The following is a 14926-nucleotide window of genomic DNA, read 5'->3' on the forward strand; positions in this document are numbered from 1 at the left end:
GAGTACTTCGCAACGTAATTTGTAATCTAGCAGCACTAAATTATTCTTAAAAACAATTTTTGTTTTTTACTTTCTGCTTTTATGGTAAGGATTCAGGTATCAGGGTTGACAAAAAGGAAAAAGAGATTAAAGTAGCCAATAATGAGCGAAGCTAATCACCCCTTCAAAGCCGAAGAACTGCGCCAGTTGTCCAATGAGAAACTGGCAGAAATCGTGACTACCCAACAAAAGCTGATTGAGAAGCTAGAAAAAAGAATAGAACAACTGGAACAGAGCCTCAACCTCGACAGCCAAACCTCATCGAAACCCCCTTCAACTGACTTGCTGAAAAAAAGCGAGAGAAAACCAGAAGTAGGGTTGGAAGAAGCCAAAAAAGAGACAAAAAGAAAACCAGGAGGACAACCAGGACATCAAGGGAAGACGAGAAAAGGATTTGGGCGTGTAGACCGCTACGAAGTATTGAAACCGACCATCTGCTCCAACTGTGGAAATCAACAATGGAAGACTAAGGGGGTACGAGTAGATACTCAACAGGTAGCCCAGTTGGTGGCAAAACCGATACAAGTCGTAGAGTACCAACGTCATCACTGTCAATGCGGCAAGTGTGGAGCAATAGAGGCAGCTCGACGGTCTCCCACAATGATTCCAGGTCAAGACTTGGGAGTCAGACTACAGGGGTTACTTTCCTGGCTGGGAAACTATGCTCATATGTCCTATGCTAAACAGCAAGAACTGTTGTGGGAACTGGGAGCAATAGAAATTAGTAGGGGAACTTTAGTTGCCACCAATGAACGAACGAGTACAACAAGCGAGTATCAACAGTGTTGAAGGGTTGAAAAAGTCGATTAATTCAGAGCATCCTCCTCTACATTGTGACGAAACCCCCTGCTCAGTTAAAGGAGTCAAAGAATGGCTCTGGGTTTTAGCTGGGTCAGAGTTCTGCCTGTTTCATGCCGGCGATACTAGAAAACGCAGAGAATTGGAAGCTGTATTAGGAGTATTCTATGATGGAGTTTTGATTAGCGACGATTTTAGTGTCTACAACGGCTATTCAGTAGCAGGACAACAAAAGTGTTTGGCTCATCTACGTCGTCATTTTCAAAAACTGTTAAAGACTAAAGGGGTAGATAACCAAGAAATTGCTACCACCTTTCTGTCTCTAATTGATGAGGCATTTAAGCAACATCGGGTTTGGCGACAGACCCATCAGGAAAGCCACTATCGAGATTGGGCAGAGGATTTCCGAAGGCGAGTGACTAGCGCAATTAAGACTTGGCTCAAGAATGCTGGTCATGAAGCTGGAAAACTGCTACGTTCGCTGCGTGATAAGGCGGAGCAATGGTGGTATTTTCTGACACATCCTCAGATACCCCCCGACAATAATCTAGCTGAACGATGTTTGAGAACTGCTGTAACCAAGCGGAAAGTTTGTGGTGGCTCTCGTTCCATCGAACGGTTTCAACATACAGCCAACCTGCTGAGTGCAATTCAATCTTGTCGTTTGCAAGGACGTTCGGTGATTACTTTTTTTCAACAGACTTTACAAGCTACAGTTGGACATTGTTCTTATCCTTCTCTTATTCCTCATGCTTGCACCTGAATCCTTACCTTTATATCTTCTTTAATTTTTATAATTCAAACAGGATGGCTATAAATGCTGAGTAATTCTTAAAACTAGAATATGCAATTAGATATTGGGTAGAGCCAAATATTAAAGTTTTTGTATTTTTATGATTTTATAGACATTTATATTTGCCATTCTGGTATTAACTAAGACAAAATATAAAAAATTTAAAGTGCTTTCAAATATTTTTAAAACTTTAGTTGTAAATATAATATATAAAATTATTATAAATCATAATGTCTACCATATTTACACATAAATCAGAATATTTAATTTCTGTAAAATTACTAAAAGATGGACTTAGATCCAGTCTAAAAGAACTAGATTTAAAGTTTGGCGGGAGCGAACACAGGCAGCTTGAAAATGCTTTATTGGTTGCTCCTCCTCAAAAAAATATAAATGAGATTTTTTCTTCAGAGCAAATGGATAAATTTTTGCTTGTAGATGAAGATACTGGGGATTATACTGAAATTCAGCCCAATTTTAGTATAACTGATATTATTATTAATAATTTTTTGTTATTTTTATTTACAATTATTGCTAGAATGCTCTCTCTAATTGTAACTCTTGTCTTTATAGTTCCGTTAGTAAAAACTTTCTTCCGTAATATTATTAATAAAAATTTTAATTAAAATAGTTAGATTAAGAGCTATTACTGATATCGGTAAGCTCGATAAGCTTTTGTTGGTGTTCTTGTTGCCTAGCTTTAACTCGCTCATAAAGATAAATTAGTTCTTTATCTTCAATGTTTTCTGTTAATAAACCGTTGACAGTTTGCTCGAGGTAGTCAGAAGATGAGCCTAAAACTCCTTTTGCCGTAGCCAGACGATCGATCGTCTGCTCGGTGGATAAATTATTAATATACATCGAGTGTTGCGGATTAATTGTAAAGGCGAGCGCTTCAATTGTCTCCCTACCGTCAAAAGCTTTAACCCAAGTGGGAAGATAAGAGCCAACAACCATTTCTCTTCGCCAAAGCAATAGTAGTTCTGACTCTAAATTACTGTCGATTTCCAAGCGATAGGCAACTCCATAACAGCTACCACCCCTTTCTAAACCCAAAACTAAGCCGGGATTTTCTAGAGTACCTCTACCGAGAGGAGCTTTAAGACAAAACTGACGATGCCAACCATCAATACAAACAGTACGGCGTTCTCGATATTTAAACAAAGGATTCCAAATTAACGAACCGTAAGCAAAAATCCAAAGCTCAACTGGCTCAAACCAGTCGTCGAAAGAGATCTCGGTAGAACTTGGAGTTGGGTTTTTCTGTTGTAAAGTAGTTCGAATTGAGGCTAATAATTCTTCATCGCTTAAAATAGTTAGATTTAATTCGGGATGAGCCAATAGTTTTTGCAATAATTTGGATTCAAGAGCTTGACGATTTAATACCATGTACTCAGAGTGACTTTAACTTATGCTCAATAGTTTAGCAATGCTCGATTCTCAATAGTCAAAATTTCTGACTAAATATAACCTTTCTCAAAATAGAGGGTTACGAGTGTTTTTGAGAGCAGGTCATACCAAATTCTTGCTTCTGCGTTTTTGTTCGATGGTGAGTGAAATTAAAGTCACTCGTATCTTGTATTGCTAAGATAATTTCTTTTTTGGTGGCTCTCGCGGATGTCTGCCTCTGATATGCCTCAATTATGTCTTTTGCTTCTATTCGTTTTAATTTCCAGTAGGTTATATGTGACTTTTGTATTTGCCCAGTCTTCGCTTGCTTGGGGTACACTAGCATGAAGAATCTGTTAGTTGCGATCGCACCTTAACTTTTCTGTTTTGCTTCTGGTAAAATTAGCATCGCATCGCCAAAGGAATAAAAACGGTAGTTATGGGCGATCGCTTCTTGGTATAAATTTAACAACCGTTTTCTACCAATTAACGCACTAACCATCATCAGTAAACTAGAACCAGGTAGATGAAAATTAGTGATTAACCCATCCACTACCTGCCACTGATAACCAGGATAAATAAACAGGTCGGTTTTACCCGTATAGGACTGTAACGAACTTTTGCCTTCCTGCTTTGCAACCTTTGCCGCACCTTCTAAAGCCCGACTTACAGTAGTACCTACAGCGATAACTCTACCGCCCCTTGCCTTAGTTTGCTCGATTTTCTTTACCGTTTCGGAACTGACATCGATCCATTCTTGATGCATGGTATGGTCGAGAATTTTATCTGTCTCTACGGAGCGAAAAGTACCGATGCCTACATGAAGAGTAATATAGCTTTGCTCGATACCGCAGTGTTTCAGTCGCTGCAACAGTTCGGGAGTAAAATGCAGTCCTGCGGTAGGTGCTGCTACAGCCCCCTCTCGCTTAGCATAAACCGTTTGATAGCTGTCGCGATCGCTTTTAACATCGGTAATGTAAGGTGGTAATGGCACTTCTCCAAATTGGTCTAAAATTTGCCAAAAAGACTGTTGACAAGGAAGTTCGAACTGCAAAATTCTCCCTCCTGTAGCCTCATCGCGAGCGACTACTTTGGCTTTAAATTCGAATTGAGCTTGCTCCAAACAACTGCCGAAATCAGAAGGTTCTGACGATGTTGCATTGTCAGTTTGCCTTCGGGCGTATTCCACGCTTTGTTCGAGGGAACTTTGAGGCTGAGGATTATTTACTTGAGAGGTAAATATGATTTCAGTTCCCAGAGTAAAACGCTTACCGGGTTTGACTAAAGCCAGCCATAAATTTTTCGCTTTCTCTTCTAGGAGTAAAATCTCTACAGTCGCGCCCGTTGATTTTTGACCGTATAAGCGCGCGGGAATAACCCGGGTATCATTAAAAACTAACAGGTCTCCCGGTAACAGCCAATGAGGTAAATGGCGAAAAATGCTGTGAATATGGTTATTATGGGAATTCACTACTAACATTCGCGAACTATCTCTCGGTATAGCTGGTTTTTGTGCGATCGCATCTGAAGGTAATTGATAGTTGTAGCTAGAAAGTAACAAGTCTTCGTTCATACTCGATTAGTAATTCGCCGTAAACCTTTAAGTTGGGTAATTTCACCTAATTTAAATTTAAAAGATCGGGTGCTTTTCCCCAAGCGTAAACAGCCCATCGTCTGTCAAACTAATATATATGAGGATTCCAAACAAAACAAAGCATTTTTAATGGACTATCTTTATTTTCTTGCCAATGCCAGCGTAACGTTAAGAACGATTGATTATCTACGTACGATTGAGCACAAGGCAAAAGCTTCGATTACAGTAATTCATCAAATTGACGGTTGGATTGTAAAGGTTCGTTTTCTTCAACCTCTCGAACCTTTACATCATGGCAACTTTCGCGCTTTCATGAATGAACTAGGCATACCCTACGAACCTGAAATGCGTTTGAGAATGGTCTTTTGGAGTTTAGAGACGGGACAATCTCCAGTAGAGGTAATGCGCCGCTATCAGGTGGCAATTGTGGCTCATGGCGAGCCAGATATCAAAGAAATTGAAGCTTTTCGTCAGCAGTTTACTAGAGGGTTGGGCTATTGTCCAGAAACTCTAGCTTAAGAAAACAGTAGAGCTAAAGTGATCGCTCCAGTTATTAGCATTATCCCTGCGGGCATAAATTTCTTGGTTTTTACCAGACGAATGACAAACACGACCATTAAAAGCAGAGTTATAATTCGAGCCAAAATTAGACCAACTGCTAAGTTTTGCAACTGCAGCCAAGCAGCTATGATTAACAAAATACCGCTCAGACATCCAGAAACTAAGGAGGCTTTACTTTTGGCTCGAACGTAACCGATAATGCCACCGCAAAGTACGATCGCGCCGTAAGCGGTCGCCGCAAATACAGTCAAATTCATCTTCTTTTAGTCGCGACTGTGAACAAATCTTGCTAAATATCTTAACTGGAAATAATTTGTAAGATTTGCTCGATATTATCTAATTTGCCAACAACTCTTTTTACTGGTGGAGGAGACACTCTAATTAATGTCGGAGTTACCATCACTTGTTCGTTTTTTCCTCGTTCGCGATGCTTATCGAGATCTATTACTTTAAGAGTGTAGGGAGAGGTTAAACCTCGTTCCAAAAGTTGATGGATGTTTGCTAGAGTCTTCTCGGCAGAGGGATTGCTACCTGAAATAAACAAACGTAAAATATAATCTGTTTTAACGCTGTTAGCGATCGCTTCTACTTCTGGTTTCGCTGGAGAATTGTCAACTTGTAAATTGTCTACTCTAACTTGGCGATCCTGGTGTTGAGGATCTAGGCGAACGATTAAATCGCGCTCCTCCCAAAGCTGGGGAAACTGCTGGCGATAAGTTTCCAAAATAGCCTGACTGCAATACTCTTCTTGCCAAGAAATAATTTTCCATTCCTGGTGGTTTTTGAGTCCGAAGGCAATATTAAGCAGAGGAATGTAGCGGCGAACCGCAGGATATACTTCGGCAATAATCTTTAGTTGCTGAGTTCGAGGATCACGCCAGCGTTCCACTGTAGCCGTATATGCGGGTACCAGAAAATGTGGAAGTTCGGGCAAACTCCAGATTTCCTGTAAACCCGAACATAAATGAATGTGCCAGCGTGCTTGCCGACTAGCATCTATACCGTAGACTAAATCCCCTCCCGGGGTAAAAAGAGCTATAGCTTTAAAACTTTCTGGTAAAAGGGATGAATCGAGCGACATAAATGGCTAGCATTTGACTTGCTAAAACCTACCTCTTAACATCATTGCCATTTCATTAGGTGTAGGCGATTGTGTCAAAGCGGTTTCTTCGGTAATTCTACCATCTTCATAGAGAGCGAATAGCGATTGATTGGTGGTAATCATGCCGTCATATTCTCCGTTTTGCATTAAACTATGGATCTCCTCGTACTTACCTTGTTTGATATAGTCTTTGACGGTTTCGGTGTTGACCAAAATATCGTGATATGCAGCTCGTTTACCGTCTGTAGTACGACACAATCCTTGAGCGATGATTGTTACTAAAGATTCTGAAATAGCTACCCGCATCGCATCTTGTTCTTCGGCACTGTAAAGAGTTAAAATCCGCTCGATAGTTTTAATCGCGCTATTGGTATGTAAGGTTCCCATAACTAGGTGTCCTGTTTGAGCAGCTTTTAAAGCGGTATTGACCGTGCCGCGATCTCGCATCTCCCCAATTAAAATCACATCGGGGTCTTCCCGCAGTGCTGCTTTGAGGGCATTATCAAATTCTAAGGTATTGATTCCTACTTCTCGTTGTTTGATCAGAGAACGACGGCTTTGATGGACGAACTCAATCGGGTCTTCGATAGTAATAATATGCTTGGCATGTTCTTTATTGATATAATCTACCATCGCCGCCATCGTGGTGGATTTACCCGAACCAGTGGGTCCCGTTACTAAGATCAATCCTTTATGAGCATCAGAAATATTTCTAAATACTGGCGACATTCCCAACTGTTCCATCGTTAGTATTTTTAAGGGAATCAAGCGCATGACTAAAGCAGGTCCCTTGAGGGTATCAAAAATATTAATTCGCACCCGAGCAAAGTCATACTGAGTTGCGCCATCAAATTCTAGTTCTCTTTTAAACTGCTCTACTTCTTTATCAGTCAATACTTCATACAGCCAACTCATAAAAGTATTCCAATCGGTTACGGGATATTCGGTTAATGCCATCTCGCCGCGATCGCGCATTCGCGGCACTTCTCCTACTCCTAAATGAATATCTGAATATCCAGAGTCAAATGCAGTTTTAATAATGGTTTCTAATGATGGTTGTCCGGAAGAACGTTGGGGATGATTGGTTTTAGTAGCCGATCTTGAAATTGGTAACCCTTCGGACATCGACTTAGGAGGGGAGATTTGGGGCTGACTTTTTGATGCCGAGTCACGATTTTTTTTGTTGCCCAAACTTCTGGGGGGAGGTGGCGGCAATGGAGGCAAACCAGGTTTTTGATTCATTATTTAGTACTGTTCCTAAAAATTAACTTTTTGTTACTCCTAATGTGCCCAAAATAAATAATGCTGTTAACAGTTATCCAAGGATGAAAATTGGCAATTGGCATTTAACTACTTTTTTGAACTCGTTTTTCGCTCTGTTCAGTACAAATACCTAAAAAAATACTCAAGCACTACTAACAGTAGATCCCTAACTATTATCTATAAATTGCGTCAGTTTGTTTGGTTATTTTGATTGTTTTAGTTTAATTTCGCCATATTTTTCCAAAATCACTAGATTAGATCCTATATCATCAAATATAAATCTAAAGATAGAAACATTTGATTGAGTTAGGAGTAACAACTTTTTTTCTTACCTGTTGAGATTGCCATACTCTAGTTTTGAACAAAGATATATAATTTTCTGCATTTTATTTTGTACATTTGATTAGTTATTTTGAACTAAACAGACGAAGCAGGCAATATTTAATCCAGCCATTTTTTTAGTTTAGATGTAAAGTAGATTCAACTACAATAAAATACAAATCTAGTTTTGTTAAGAAATATAAATCAATTCGATAGTGTCGAGAGGCTAGAATAATGCTCGAAGAAAAAAAAGACTTAAACCCAATAGGGATCCATATTTATGCAGGCTTATTGATTTTTAAGAAAAAGCTAAAATGTAAAATTTTATTTAAAAATAGTCAATAGTTGATTAGGTTTCTATATACTAAAGTTTAAGTAAACTAATCGAGCGCGATAAGTGAGCTCGAGTTTTTTTCTTTAATTGTTGTTGTTGTTTATCCCGGTTAAAATAATGGAATTAGTAAGAAAGAATAGTTATTTGGCTTTGATCAAAAGCTTTCTAATTTGGAGCTTTACTCTAACGGTCTGTTTGTTGGTAGTAGGTTTTCCTGTCGGAGCTTTGGTAGTTACAATCGGTATTTTGGCAGCGATTATCTTGCAAACAGTCTTCCCTACCAGTGCGGTTTTACTAGTAACGGGAAGTATCCTAGCGATTAATTTGTCTGTAGTAATTTTAGGAGCAGCAATGCTAGCTATTAAAGGTATACATCCTGAAGAAGTTAGTTGGTTAAATTGGCTACATGGAAACAGCAAATTAAGCACTGGTTCTATTTATGCTTCTTGTCCTCTTACTTGCCAGCTTAATACCACTAATTAAATCGATTTGAATAGTAAAATCACGAAAGATAATATTTCGCTTTAAAAGATTTCACGCTCAATGAATGAGAGCGAGCTCAGTTTTTACTGAATACTAGGTAACATATAAAATTCAGTTAAAGCTGAGTTTTTTTTTGTCAACATCAAAATTAAATCTATAGCAATCCTTAATGGTATGAGAGAATTTCTGTTCCCTGTTCCGGGTTCAATATTTCCTTTGCCAATAATGTAATTTTTTAAATGAAATAGGATTAATATATAGTTATTTCGTACTGTTGTTATATTGGTTAAGCAAAAACTACATACTCAAATTTAAGTTGCGATCGCCGAGCGCACGATTTTAGCTTGCGCTGACGATTTGTGACTTACAACGCCAAAGTGAATGACTTTACCAACTTTTTCTGTTTGCGTAATCCTCGGAACGCGCCCAGAGGCGATCAAACTCGCACCAGTAATTCAGCAACTTCGTTCCACTAGACAGATCGAAACTCATTTAATTTTGACAGGACAGCACAAAGAGATGGTCGACCGAGTAATGGAGTTATTTGGGTTACAAGCCGAATGCAATCTAAAAATTATGCAGCCCAAGCAAACTCTAACTGATATTACTTGTAACAGTTTGCAGGGTTTAGAAGCAGTATTTGAAAAGCTCGAACCACAGCTAGTTTTCGTTCAGGGAGATACGACTACCGCTTTTGCTGCGGCTTTAGCTGCCTTTTATCAACAGATACCTCTGGCTCACGTTGAAGCAGGTTTGCGTACCAATCAACTGTTCGATCCTTATCCAGAAGAAGCAAACCGCCGTCTAATTTCTCAAATAACTCAGCTTCATTTTGCTCCTACAGAATTAGCAGTACAAAACCTCAAAGCCGCCGGAGTTACAGGTGAAATTCACCATACGGGGAACACTGTGATCGATACTCTTCTGACCGTGGCAAAAAAGCAGCCCAGTTGCGACGTTCCCCATCTTGACTGGCAGAAATACCGAGTTATTTTAGCTACAGTTCATCGTCGCGAAAATTGGGGAACCCCGTTACACAATATTCTGCAGGGATTTAAAGCGATTCTAGACCGTTTTCCGGACACGGCATTATTGTTACCCTTACATCGTAATCCGACTGTTAGAGAACCTATTGTTGCCGCTCTAGGAGAGCTTCCCCGGGTGTTTTTAACCGAACCCTTAGATTATCCTCAGTTAGTTAGTGCGATCGCTAAATGTCATTTATTGCTGACAGATTCTGGAGGGTTACAGGAAGAAGCACCTAGTTTGGGTAAACCCGTTCTAGTTTTGAGGGAAACCACCGAAAGACCAGAGGCAGTTAATGCAGGCACTGCCAAACTAATTGGTACTGACCCCGAACGAATTTTAAATTTCACTGCAGAATTACTATCATCTGAGGCTGCATATCAAAAAATGGCGACTGCGATCAATCCTTTTGGGGACGGTCTAGCTTCAGAGAGAATCGTGCGGATTACTAAAAATTACCTACTTAATAATACTTAAAGAAAATCTCTGCCTTAGCTAGCGGTCGTACAACTCTTTCAAACGTTCATTCCATTTTTTTTGATTGTTGACGGCATCTCGGACGAAAGGAGAAGCAGCAATGACTCTCAGCAAAAGATGATTGACTAAAGATAGTGGGAAACGTAGCGGTCTCACTACATCTAAAAATAGCACTACTCTAATTCCTTCCGTTTCATTCCACGCCTCGTGGGGAAAAGAATCATCGAAAATCATTGCTTTTCCTTCTTCCCAATGTCTAATTTCATTGGCAACTCTCAAGCGGCATTTTTCTCTAGGTTCGGGAACTTTTAGACCTAATAAACAGCGAATTACTCCTTTATACGGACCTCGATGTTCGGGAATGTGCTTTCCAGGCAGCAAAATTGAGAAAAACGCCGTCTTCATTCCCGGAATCCCTTCTATTAGACGAGTGGTTTCAGGACATCGCCGGCAGTTCTCTTCGGTTTTAATTCCGTAACCATAGAGAAAATAAGTTTTCCACAGAGAGTCTTGACTAATGTTGTAAGCCTGATCGGGGGAAATATCTTGAAAGCTAGGTAATTCTGTAGCGTGTTTGAGAATTTCGTCTAATTCTTGACGAATCGCTTGCCAATTAGCTTCTAACTCTGCCGTCCAGGACAACTGTTGGGGATCGATAAAGGGCGTATTGCTTACTAGAGAATAACTGGGAATTAACCGTTCGTATTTCTGCAGTAGTTGAAACCCTAAATCGTAAATTAGCCAATCTCTGATTTGTTTGCCAAGAGTCGATCGCCATTGCCTCATACCAGAGAAAGGGGAATTTTGCTTGAGTTTACTCCTCATTATCACCAAAACAATAGTGTTTCAGTGAAGATTTTAGCGCGATCGGCTTCGTTAGTGTTTCAAGCGCGAGCGACTGAGATATCAGAGATTGTTTATAAAGTAAATCTTAAGACGAGTATAACGTTTAATTTTGTTGGGTTACGGCGAATAGCAAATCATAAGAGTAATTCTAGAAAAATACTCGCCTAACCCAACCTACACAAGCATTTAATTTTTGTTTAACAAACAGTCTCTCAATCTTATTAGTAATAAACAAGCCAGAAAAAATTACCAATTTTTTTATGAGTAATTCTGTAGAATCTAGCTCGAGTACGAACCGCTGATAACTCCTTCCTCTCTGTCGTGCTACTTAAATACTCGGTCTACAGTAGCAATTTTGGGATATATTAGGTACATTTCGGTTCAGTTAGGCAACAGGCAATAGGCAATAGAAATTTCAGAGATAAACATCGAACTGCCACTAGGGTACAGCAATAGCAGAAAAACTAGATTATTTAACACTATTAAGTTAGATAAAATAATAGTTTAAATTTAATCTCGCTTTACTAATTTTTCCTAAAAGCCTATCTACTGTAGCTATTTTTTGGTTTATCTGGCTTGATAATTCAGAGTTTTTATTATAAGTTACCTGATGATTTTGCAGCTTGACTAAGGTAGACTTTACAGTATTTAATTCTTTTTCTATTTTAATTAATAAAATAATTAATCTAGCTACTTTAATAGTTTTTTCTTCAGCCACAATCTCTTGCTGAATCGAAGCTATGTAGTTATTGAGATTTTCCATGAATTTATTGTAAGATCGAGTATAAGTGAAATTTTTAGTTGTTTAGTTTACTTAATCTAAGTATATCGGTAGATACTTAGGATAAATATAAAGTTTGGGTAATTGTTGCGGAATTATATGTAAACACTATATAAATATACTAAAGGCATTTGGGACGAGATTTAAAAAGCCCTAGAAGTAGTTGAATATTAGGTTTAAGGGCGAAGATTATAGGAAGCGTATTCGTAATTAGACTAGAGTCGCTCTTGAAGATAAATTTTATCTACCATTAGTTAGATTTTTAATTTCGAGCGCCTAGGTTCTGTTGACACAATTAACGCAACCAAATTAAAGCCGAAGCAAATTCGGCAAATCCCAAATAACATTCGTCAGTTTTGTCAAAACGGCTGAAAACGCGACGATAGTATTTAAGTTTGTTAAAAAAGCACTCAACTAGATGTCGCTCCTTGTACAGATGTGAATCGTAATCTCTAGGGTTGAGGCGACCAGAACGAGGCGGAATCACGCCTTGAGCACCAGTTTCCTCAATCAAGACCACAAAAGCATCACAATCATAGCCTTTATCGGCAATTACCTGTTGAGCTCGATAACCAGCCACCAATGCCTCTCCTTGACTGATATCGGCGGTTTGCCCTGGAGTCAGAAGCAACCGCAGCGGATTGCCCAACGCATCTACCACAGCATGTAACTTGGTACTAAATCCGCCACAAGAACCTCCTAAAGAGTGTTTTTCTGACCCCCTTTTGCTCCTGCTGCACAGGGATGAGCACGAATCATGGTGCTATCGGGAATTAAACTTTCTAAGTCAGCAGAGTGGGACATTTCTTGCAAGAGACGATGCCAAACTCCCTTCTGACACCAACGCCGATATCGTTTGTAGAGGCTGTTCCAGTTGCCAAAACGTTTGGGTAATTCACGCCATTGAGCACCTGTGCGAGTAATCCAGAGAACCGCATTCAGAAAACGACGACAAGCTTTGGGGTCTTTGATACGGATGTCTTGTTGGTGGCTCAGAACAACGAAAATTTGCTGCCAAGCAGAATCGTCCAACTTAACACGAGATTTCATGAAGAATTTTTTGACTAAAATCAGCAACTTCAGGTACTTTCTCATCTTTGCCTCTTTACGTCAACAGAACCTAGCTTATCGTAGCTAAATCTATATTATGGGATTATTATGGGATTTGCTTCTAGTAGTGAGAACTAAAAATGAGCTATTAATTAAAAGCAGAATGATATACTAGAAAATTACCAGCGAACAGATTATTAACCGATGGGAGATCGACAGACCAATATTAAGATTATTAGTGATAACCGACAGGCTCGTTATCTTTATGAGATATTAGAAACCTACGAAGCAGGAATCGCACTAGTAGGTACGGAAGTAAAATCTATTAGAGCCGGCAAAGTTAATCTTAGAGACGGCTACGCTTTTATTCGTGGAGGGGAAGCTTGGTTATCAAATGTCCATATATCCCCCTATCAAGCAGGGGGAGATTATTTCAATCACGATCCTCGTCGCGTTCGTAAGCTACTGTTACACCGTCGCGAAATCAATAAACTGACCGGACAAGTAGAACAACAGGGATTAACTTTGGTTCCTTTAAAAATGTATTTTAAACGAGGCAAAGTCAAAGTTAGTATCGGTCTGGCTAGAGGTAAGAAATTGTACGACAAACGCGAAACAATAAAGCGTCGTCAAGACGACAGAGAAATGGCTAGAGCTATGAAAAGATACTAGGAATTTTTCAACGGTAAATCCTCTTCTGTAAGATAGTCATAAAAACTAGCGACGATCGCCAACATAAACCACCACAAAATGCTAATTTGAGGACGATACCAAACCGTATCGACAATGCCGTGAACCGATAGTCCCGCGATCGCAGCTATTGCTCCAATCAACCAAAAACCTCGTCTGTTGTTCTGGACACGCAAGCGCCTAAGCTGGCGGATACCATAACTGATGGTAATTATAAGCAACCATAAAAAACAGCCTAGTCCCAGATATCCCATTTCTACCAAGTGTTCGAGATAAACAGAATAGGCACTTAATGCAGGGTAGCGGCTGTTCATATAGCGAGGATAGACTTGGTAAAAAGCTTCGTGACCGGGACCGATGCCAGTGAGAGGGTAGTCGCGAATCATTTTAAACACGGCTTCCCAAACATTAATCCGAAAATTATTGCTGCTATCTTCTCTGCCGGCAAATATACTGGCAAATCGCAAACGCAAAGTTTCTGACTTCAATATAGCTACGGCTAACAACCCTGCTAGAGAACCAAACACCAACGGTAGTAACCAAATTCGCCAAAAACGGGGTAAGTATTGTTGCCACCAATAATAAAATAGGAATAATAAGGTAGCAATTAAAGCCGCCATCGCCAGCCAAGCACCGCGACTGTCGGTAAAATACAGACAAGTCGAATTAATCGCAACCATGATTGCGGCTAAAGTTTTTTGAATCCAACCCTGCCAGACAAACAGTGCCGCGATACTGAAAGCGATCGCTGGCAGTAAATATCCTCCTAAAAGATTGGGATTTCCAAGATAACTATAGACTCTCGTATCATTAGCTAGAGCCGAATTAGGATCGTTCCAAGTAGCTAGCTGTACTGCGCCAAAAAATTCTTGACGCAGTCCATAACAACTGACAATTAAAGCGACGAGTAAAAAGCTAGTAATTATCCAATTGCTCAAACGGGGCGATCGCAGTATTCTAGAGGCTAAGGCAAATAAGAATAAATATAAAGTTAGAGTCATCCAACCCGTTACCGCTGCCGATTTGACTGGTGAAAAAGCTGTGGCAACAGTCGCAATAGACCAGTACAAAGCAACTAATAAATGTATTGGCGTAATTATTTTTAATGGTGAATTTTCGGAGATAGTAATTACCAGCCAATATCCGGCAATGGCAACTAATAGCACTCCAATGAGACTAGTAGAAACGAAGGGGGCGAGCAAAAAAACTATACTCAATAAGCCAGCTCCTATTGCCTCTGACCACTGAAGTAACCAGCTTCCCTGTTTCCAAGCAGAAAACCAACCGACCAGTCGATAGAGATGGCTGGCATAGAACCATTGGCTCGATTGTGGTTCTAAAAAAATAATTCTCTTCCAAGTCGCTCTCACAAAACTCAA

Annotated in this window: 14 protein-coding genes and 1 pseudogene; 6 read left to right on the forward strand and 9 right to left on the reverse strand. The window is 39.7% G+C overall.

Annotated elements, in window-relative coordinates; translation table 11 throughout:
- Positions 1-141: 141 nt before the first annotated feature.
- Positions 142-1600, forward strand: a pseudogene (gene tnpC / locus ACLFKQ_RS00245) (IS66 family transposase).
- A gap of 260 nt (positions 1601-1860) precedes the next feature.
- On the forward strand, positions 1861-2256 hold the full coding sequence (locus ACLFKQ_RS00250) for a hypothetical protein (RefSeq protein ID WP_448997945.1): 396 nt from the start codon (positions 1861-1863) through the stop codon (positions 2254-2256).
- A gap of 10 nt (positions 2257-2266) precedes the next feature.
- Here ACLFKQ_RS00250 and ACLFKQ_RS00255 read toward each other — a convergent pair whose 3' ends face one another.
- Positions 2267-3019: a gamma-glutamylcyclotransferase gene (locus ACLFKQ_RS00255; RefSeq protein WP_448997946.1), complete on the reverse strand. Its 753-nt coding sequence runs from the start codon at positions 3017-3019 to the stop codon at positions 2267-2269.
- A gap of 373 nt (positions 3020-3392) precedes the next feature.
- Positions 3393-4592: a tRNA preQ1(34) S-adenosylmethionine ribosyltransferase-isomerase QueA gene (gene queA, locus ACLFKQ_RS00260; protein ID WP_448997947.1), complete on the reverse strand. Its 1200-nt coding sequence runs from the start codon at positions 4590-4592 to the stop codon at positions 3393-3395.
- A gap of 150 nt (positions 4593-4742) precedes the next feature.
- On the opposite strand from queA, the gene ACLFKQ_RS00265 reads away from it, so the two are divergent.
- Entirely contained in the window at positions 4743-5132 is a 390-nt protein-coding gene (locus tag ACLFKQ_RS00265) for a hypothetical protein (protein ID WP_448997948.1), read from the forward strand.
- On the opposite strand, the gene ACLFKQ_RS00270 is transcribed toward ACLFKQ_RS00265, so the two are convergent.
- The 3 genes from ACLFKQ_RS00270 to ACLFKQ_RS00280 are packed head-to-tail and all read right to left on the reverse strand — an operon-like array spanning position 5129 to position 7518.
- Positions 5129-5431, reverse strand: coding sequence for a TMEM14 family protein (locus ACLFKQ_RS00270; RefSeq protein WP_448997949.1), 303 nt, complete (start codon positions 5429-5431; stop codon positions 5129-5131). The genes ACLFKQ_RS00265 and ACLFKQ_RS00270 overlap by 4 nt on opposite strands.
- A gap of 41 nt (positions 5432-5472) precedes the next feature.
- Positions 5473-6255: a circadian clock KaiB family protein gene (locus ACLFKQ_RS00275; protein WP_448997950.1), complete on the reverse strand. Its 783-nt coding sequence runs from the start codon at positions 6253-6255 to the stop codon at positions 5473-5475.
- A 21-nt stretch (positions 6256-6276) separates the two neighbouring features.
- The gene (locus ACLFKQ_RS00280) at positions 6277-7518 is read right to left on the reverse strand and encodes a PilT/PilU family type 4a pilus ATPase (protein ID WP_448997951.1); all 1242 of its coding nucleotides are present in this window, start codon (positions 7516-7518) and stop codon (positions 6277-6279) included.
- Between the two features lie 793 nt (positions 7519-8311).
- Between ACLFKQ_RS00280 and ACLFKQ_RS00285 the strand changes: the two genes are divergently transcribed.
- Entirely contained in the window at positions 8312-8677 is a 366-nt protein-coding gene (locus ACLFKQ_RS00285) for a hypothetical protein (protein ID WP_448997952.1), read from the forward strand.
- 381 nt (positions 8678-9058) lie between these two features.
- Entirely contained in the window at positions 9059-10180 is a 1122-nt protein-coding gene (wecB, locus tag ACLFKQ_RS00290; protein ID WP_448997953.1) for a non-hydrolyzing UDP-N-acetylglucosamine 2-epimerase, read from the forward strand.
- 18 nt (positions 10181-10198) lie between these two features.
- Here the strand turns inward: wecB and ACLFKQ_RS00295 are convergent, their stop codons facing one another.
- From ACLFKQ_RS00295 to ACLFKQ_RS00305, 3 genes are all read right to left on the reverse strand, one after another.
- Positions 10199-10966: an aspartyl/asparaginyl beta-hydroxylase domain-containing protein gene (locus ACLFKQ_RS00295; RefSeq protein WP_448999417.1), complete on the reverse strand. Its 768-nt coding sequence runs from the start codon at positions 10964-10966 to the stop codon at positions 10199-10201.
- 547 nt (positions 10967-11513) lie between these two features.
- Positions 11514-11789, reverse strand: coding sequence for a chromosome segregation protein SMC (locus ACLFKQ_RS00300; RefSeq protein WP_448997954.1), 276 nt, complete (start codon positions 11787-11789; stop codon positions 11514-11516).
- A gap of 313 nt (positions 11790-12102) precedes the next feature.
- Positions 12103-12857 (reverse strand): IS5 family transposase gene (locus ACLFKQ_RS00305; RefSeq protein WP_448998612.1). Its coding sequence is split into 2 segments (ribosomal slippage): positions 12103-12534 and positions 12537-12857, totalling 753 coding nucleotides; the frame shifts between segments, so codons are not numbered across the junction.
- A 204-nt stretch (positions 12858-13061) separates the two neighbouring features.
- On the opposite strand from ACLFKQ_RS00305, the gene smpB reads away from it, so the two are divergent.
- The gene (gene smpB / locus ACLFKQ_RS00310; protein ID WP_448997955.1) at positions 13062-13529 is read left to right on the forward strand and encodes an SsrA-binding protein SmpB; all 468 of its coding nucleotides are present in this window, start codon (positions 13062-13064) and stop codon (positions 13527-13529) included.
- Here smpB and ACLFKQ_RS00315 read toward each other — a convergent pair.
- A complete protein-coding gene (locus ACLFKQ_RS00315; RefSeq protein ID WP_448999418.1) occupies positions 13526-14917 on the reverse strand; it encodes an IctB family putative bicarbonate transporter in 1392 nt (463 codons plus the stop codon). The genes smpB and ACLFKQ_RS00315 overlap by 4 nt on opposite strands.
- Between the last annotated feature and the right edge of the window lie 9 nt (positions 14918-14926).

It is taken from the genome of Myxosarcina sp. GI1(2024) (genome assembly GCF_053543375.1).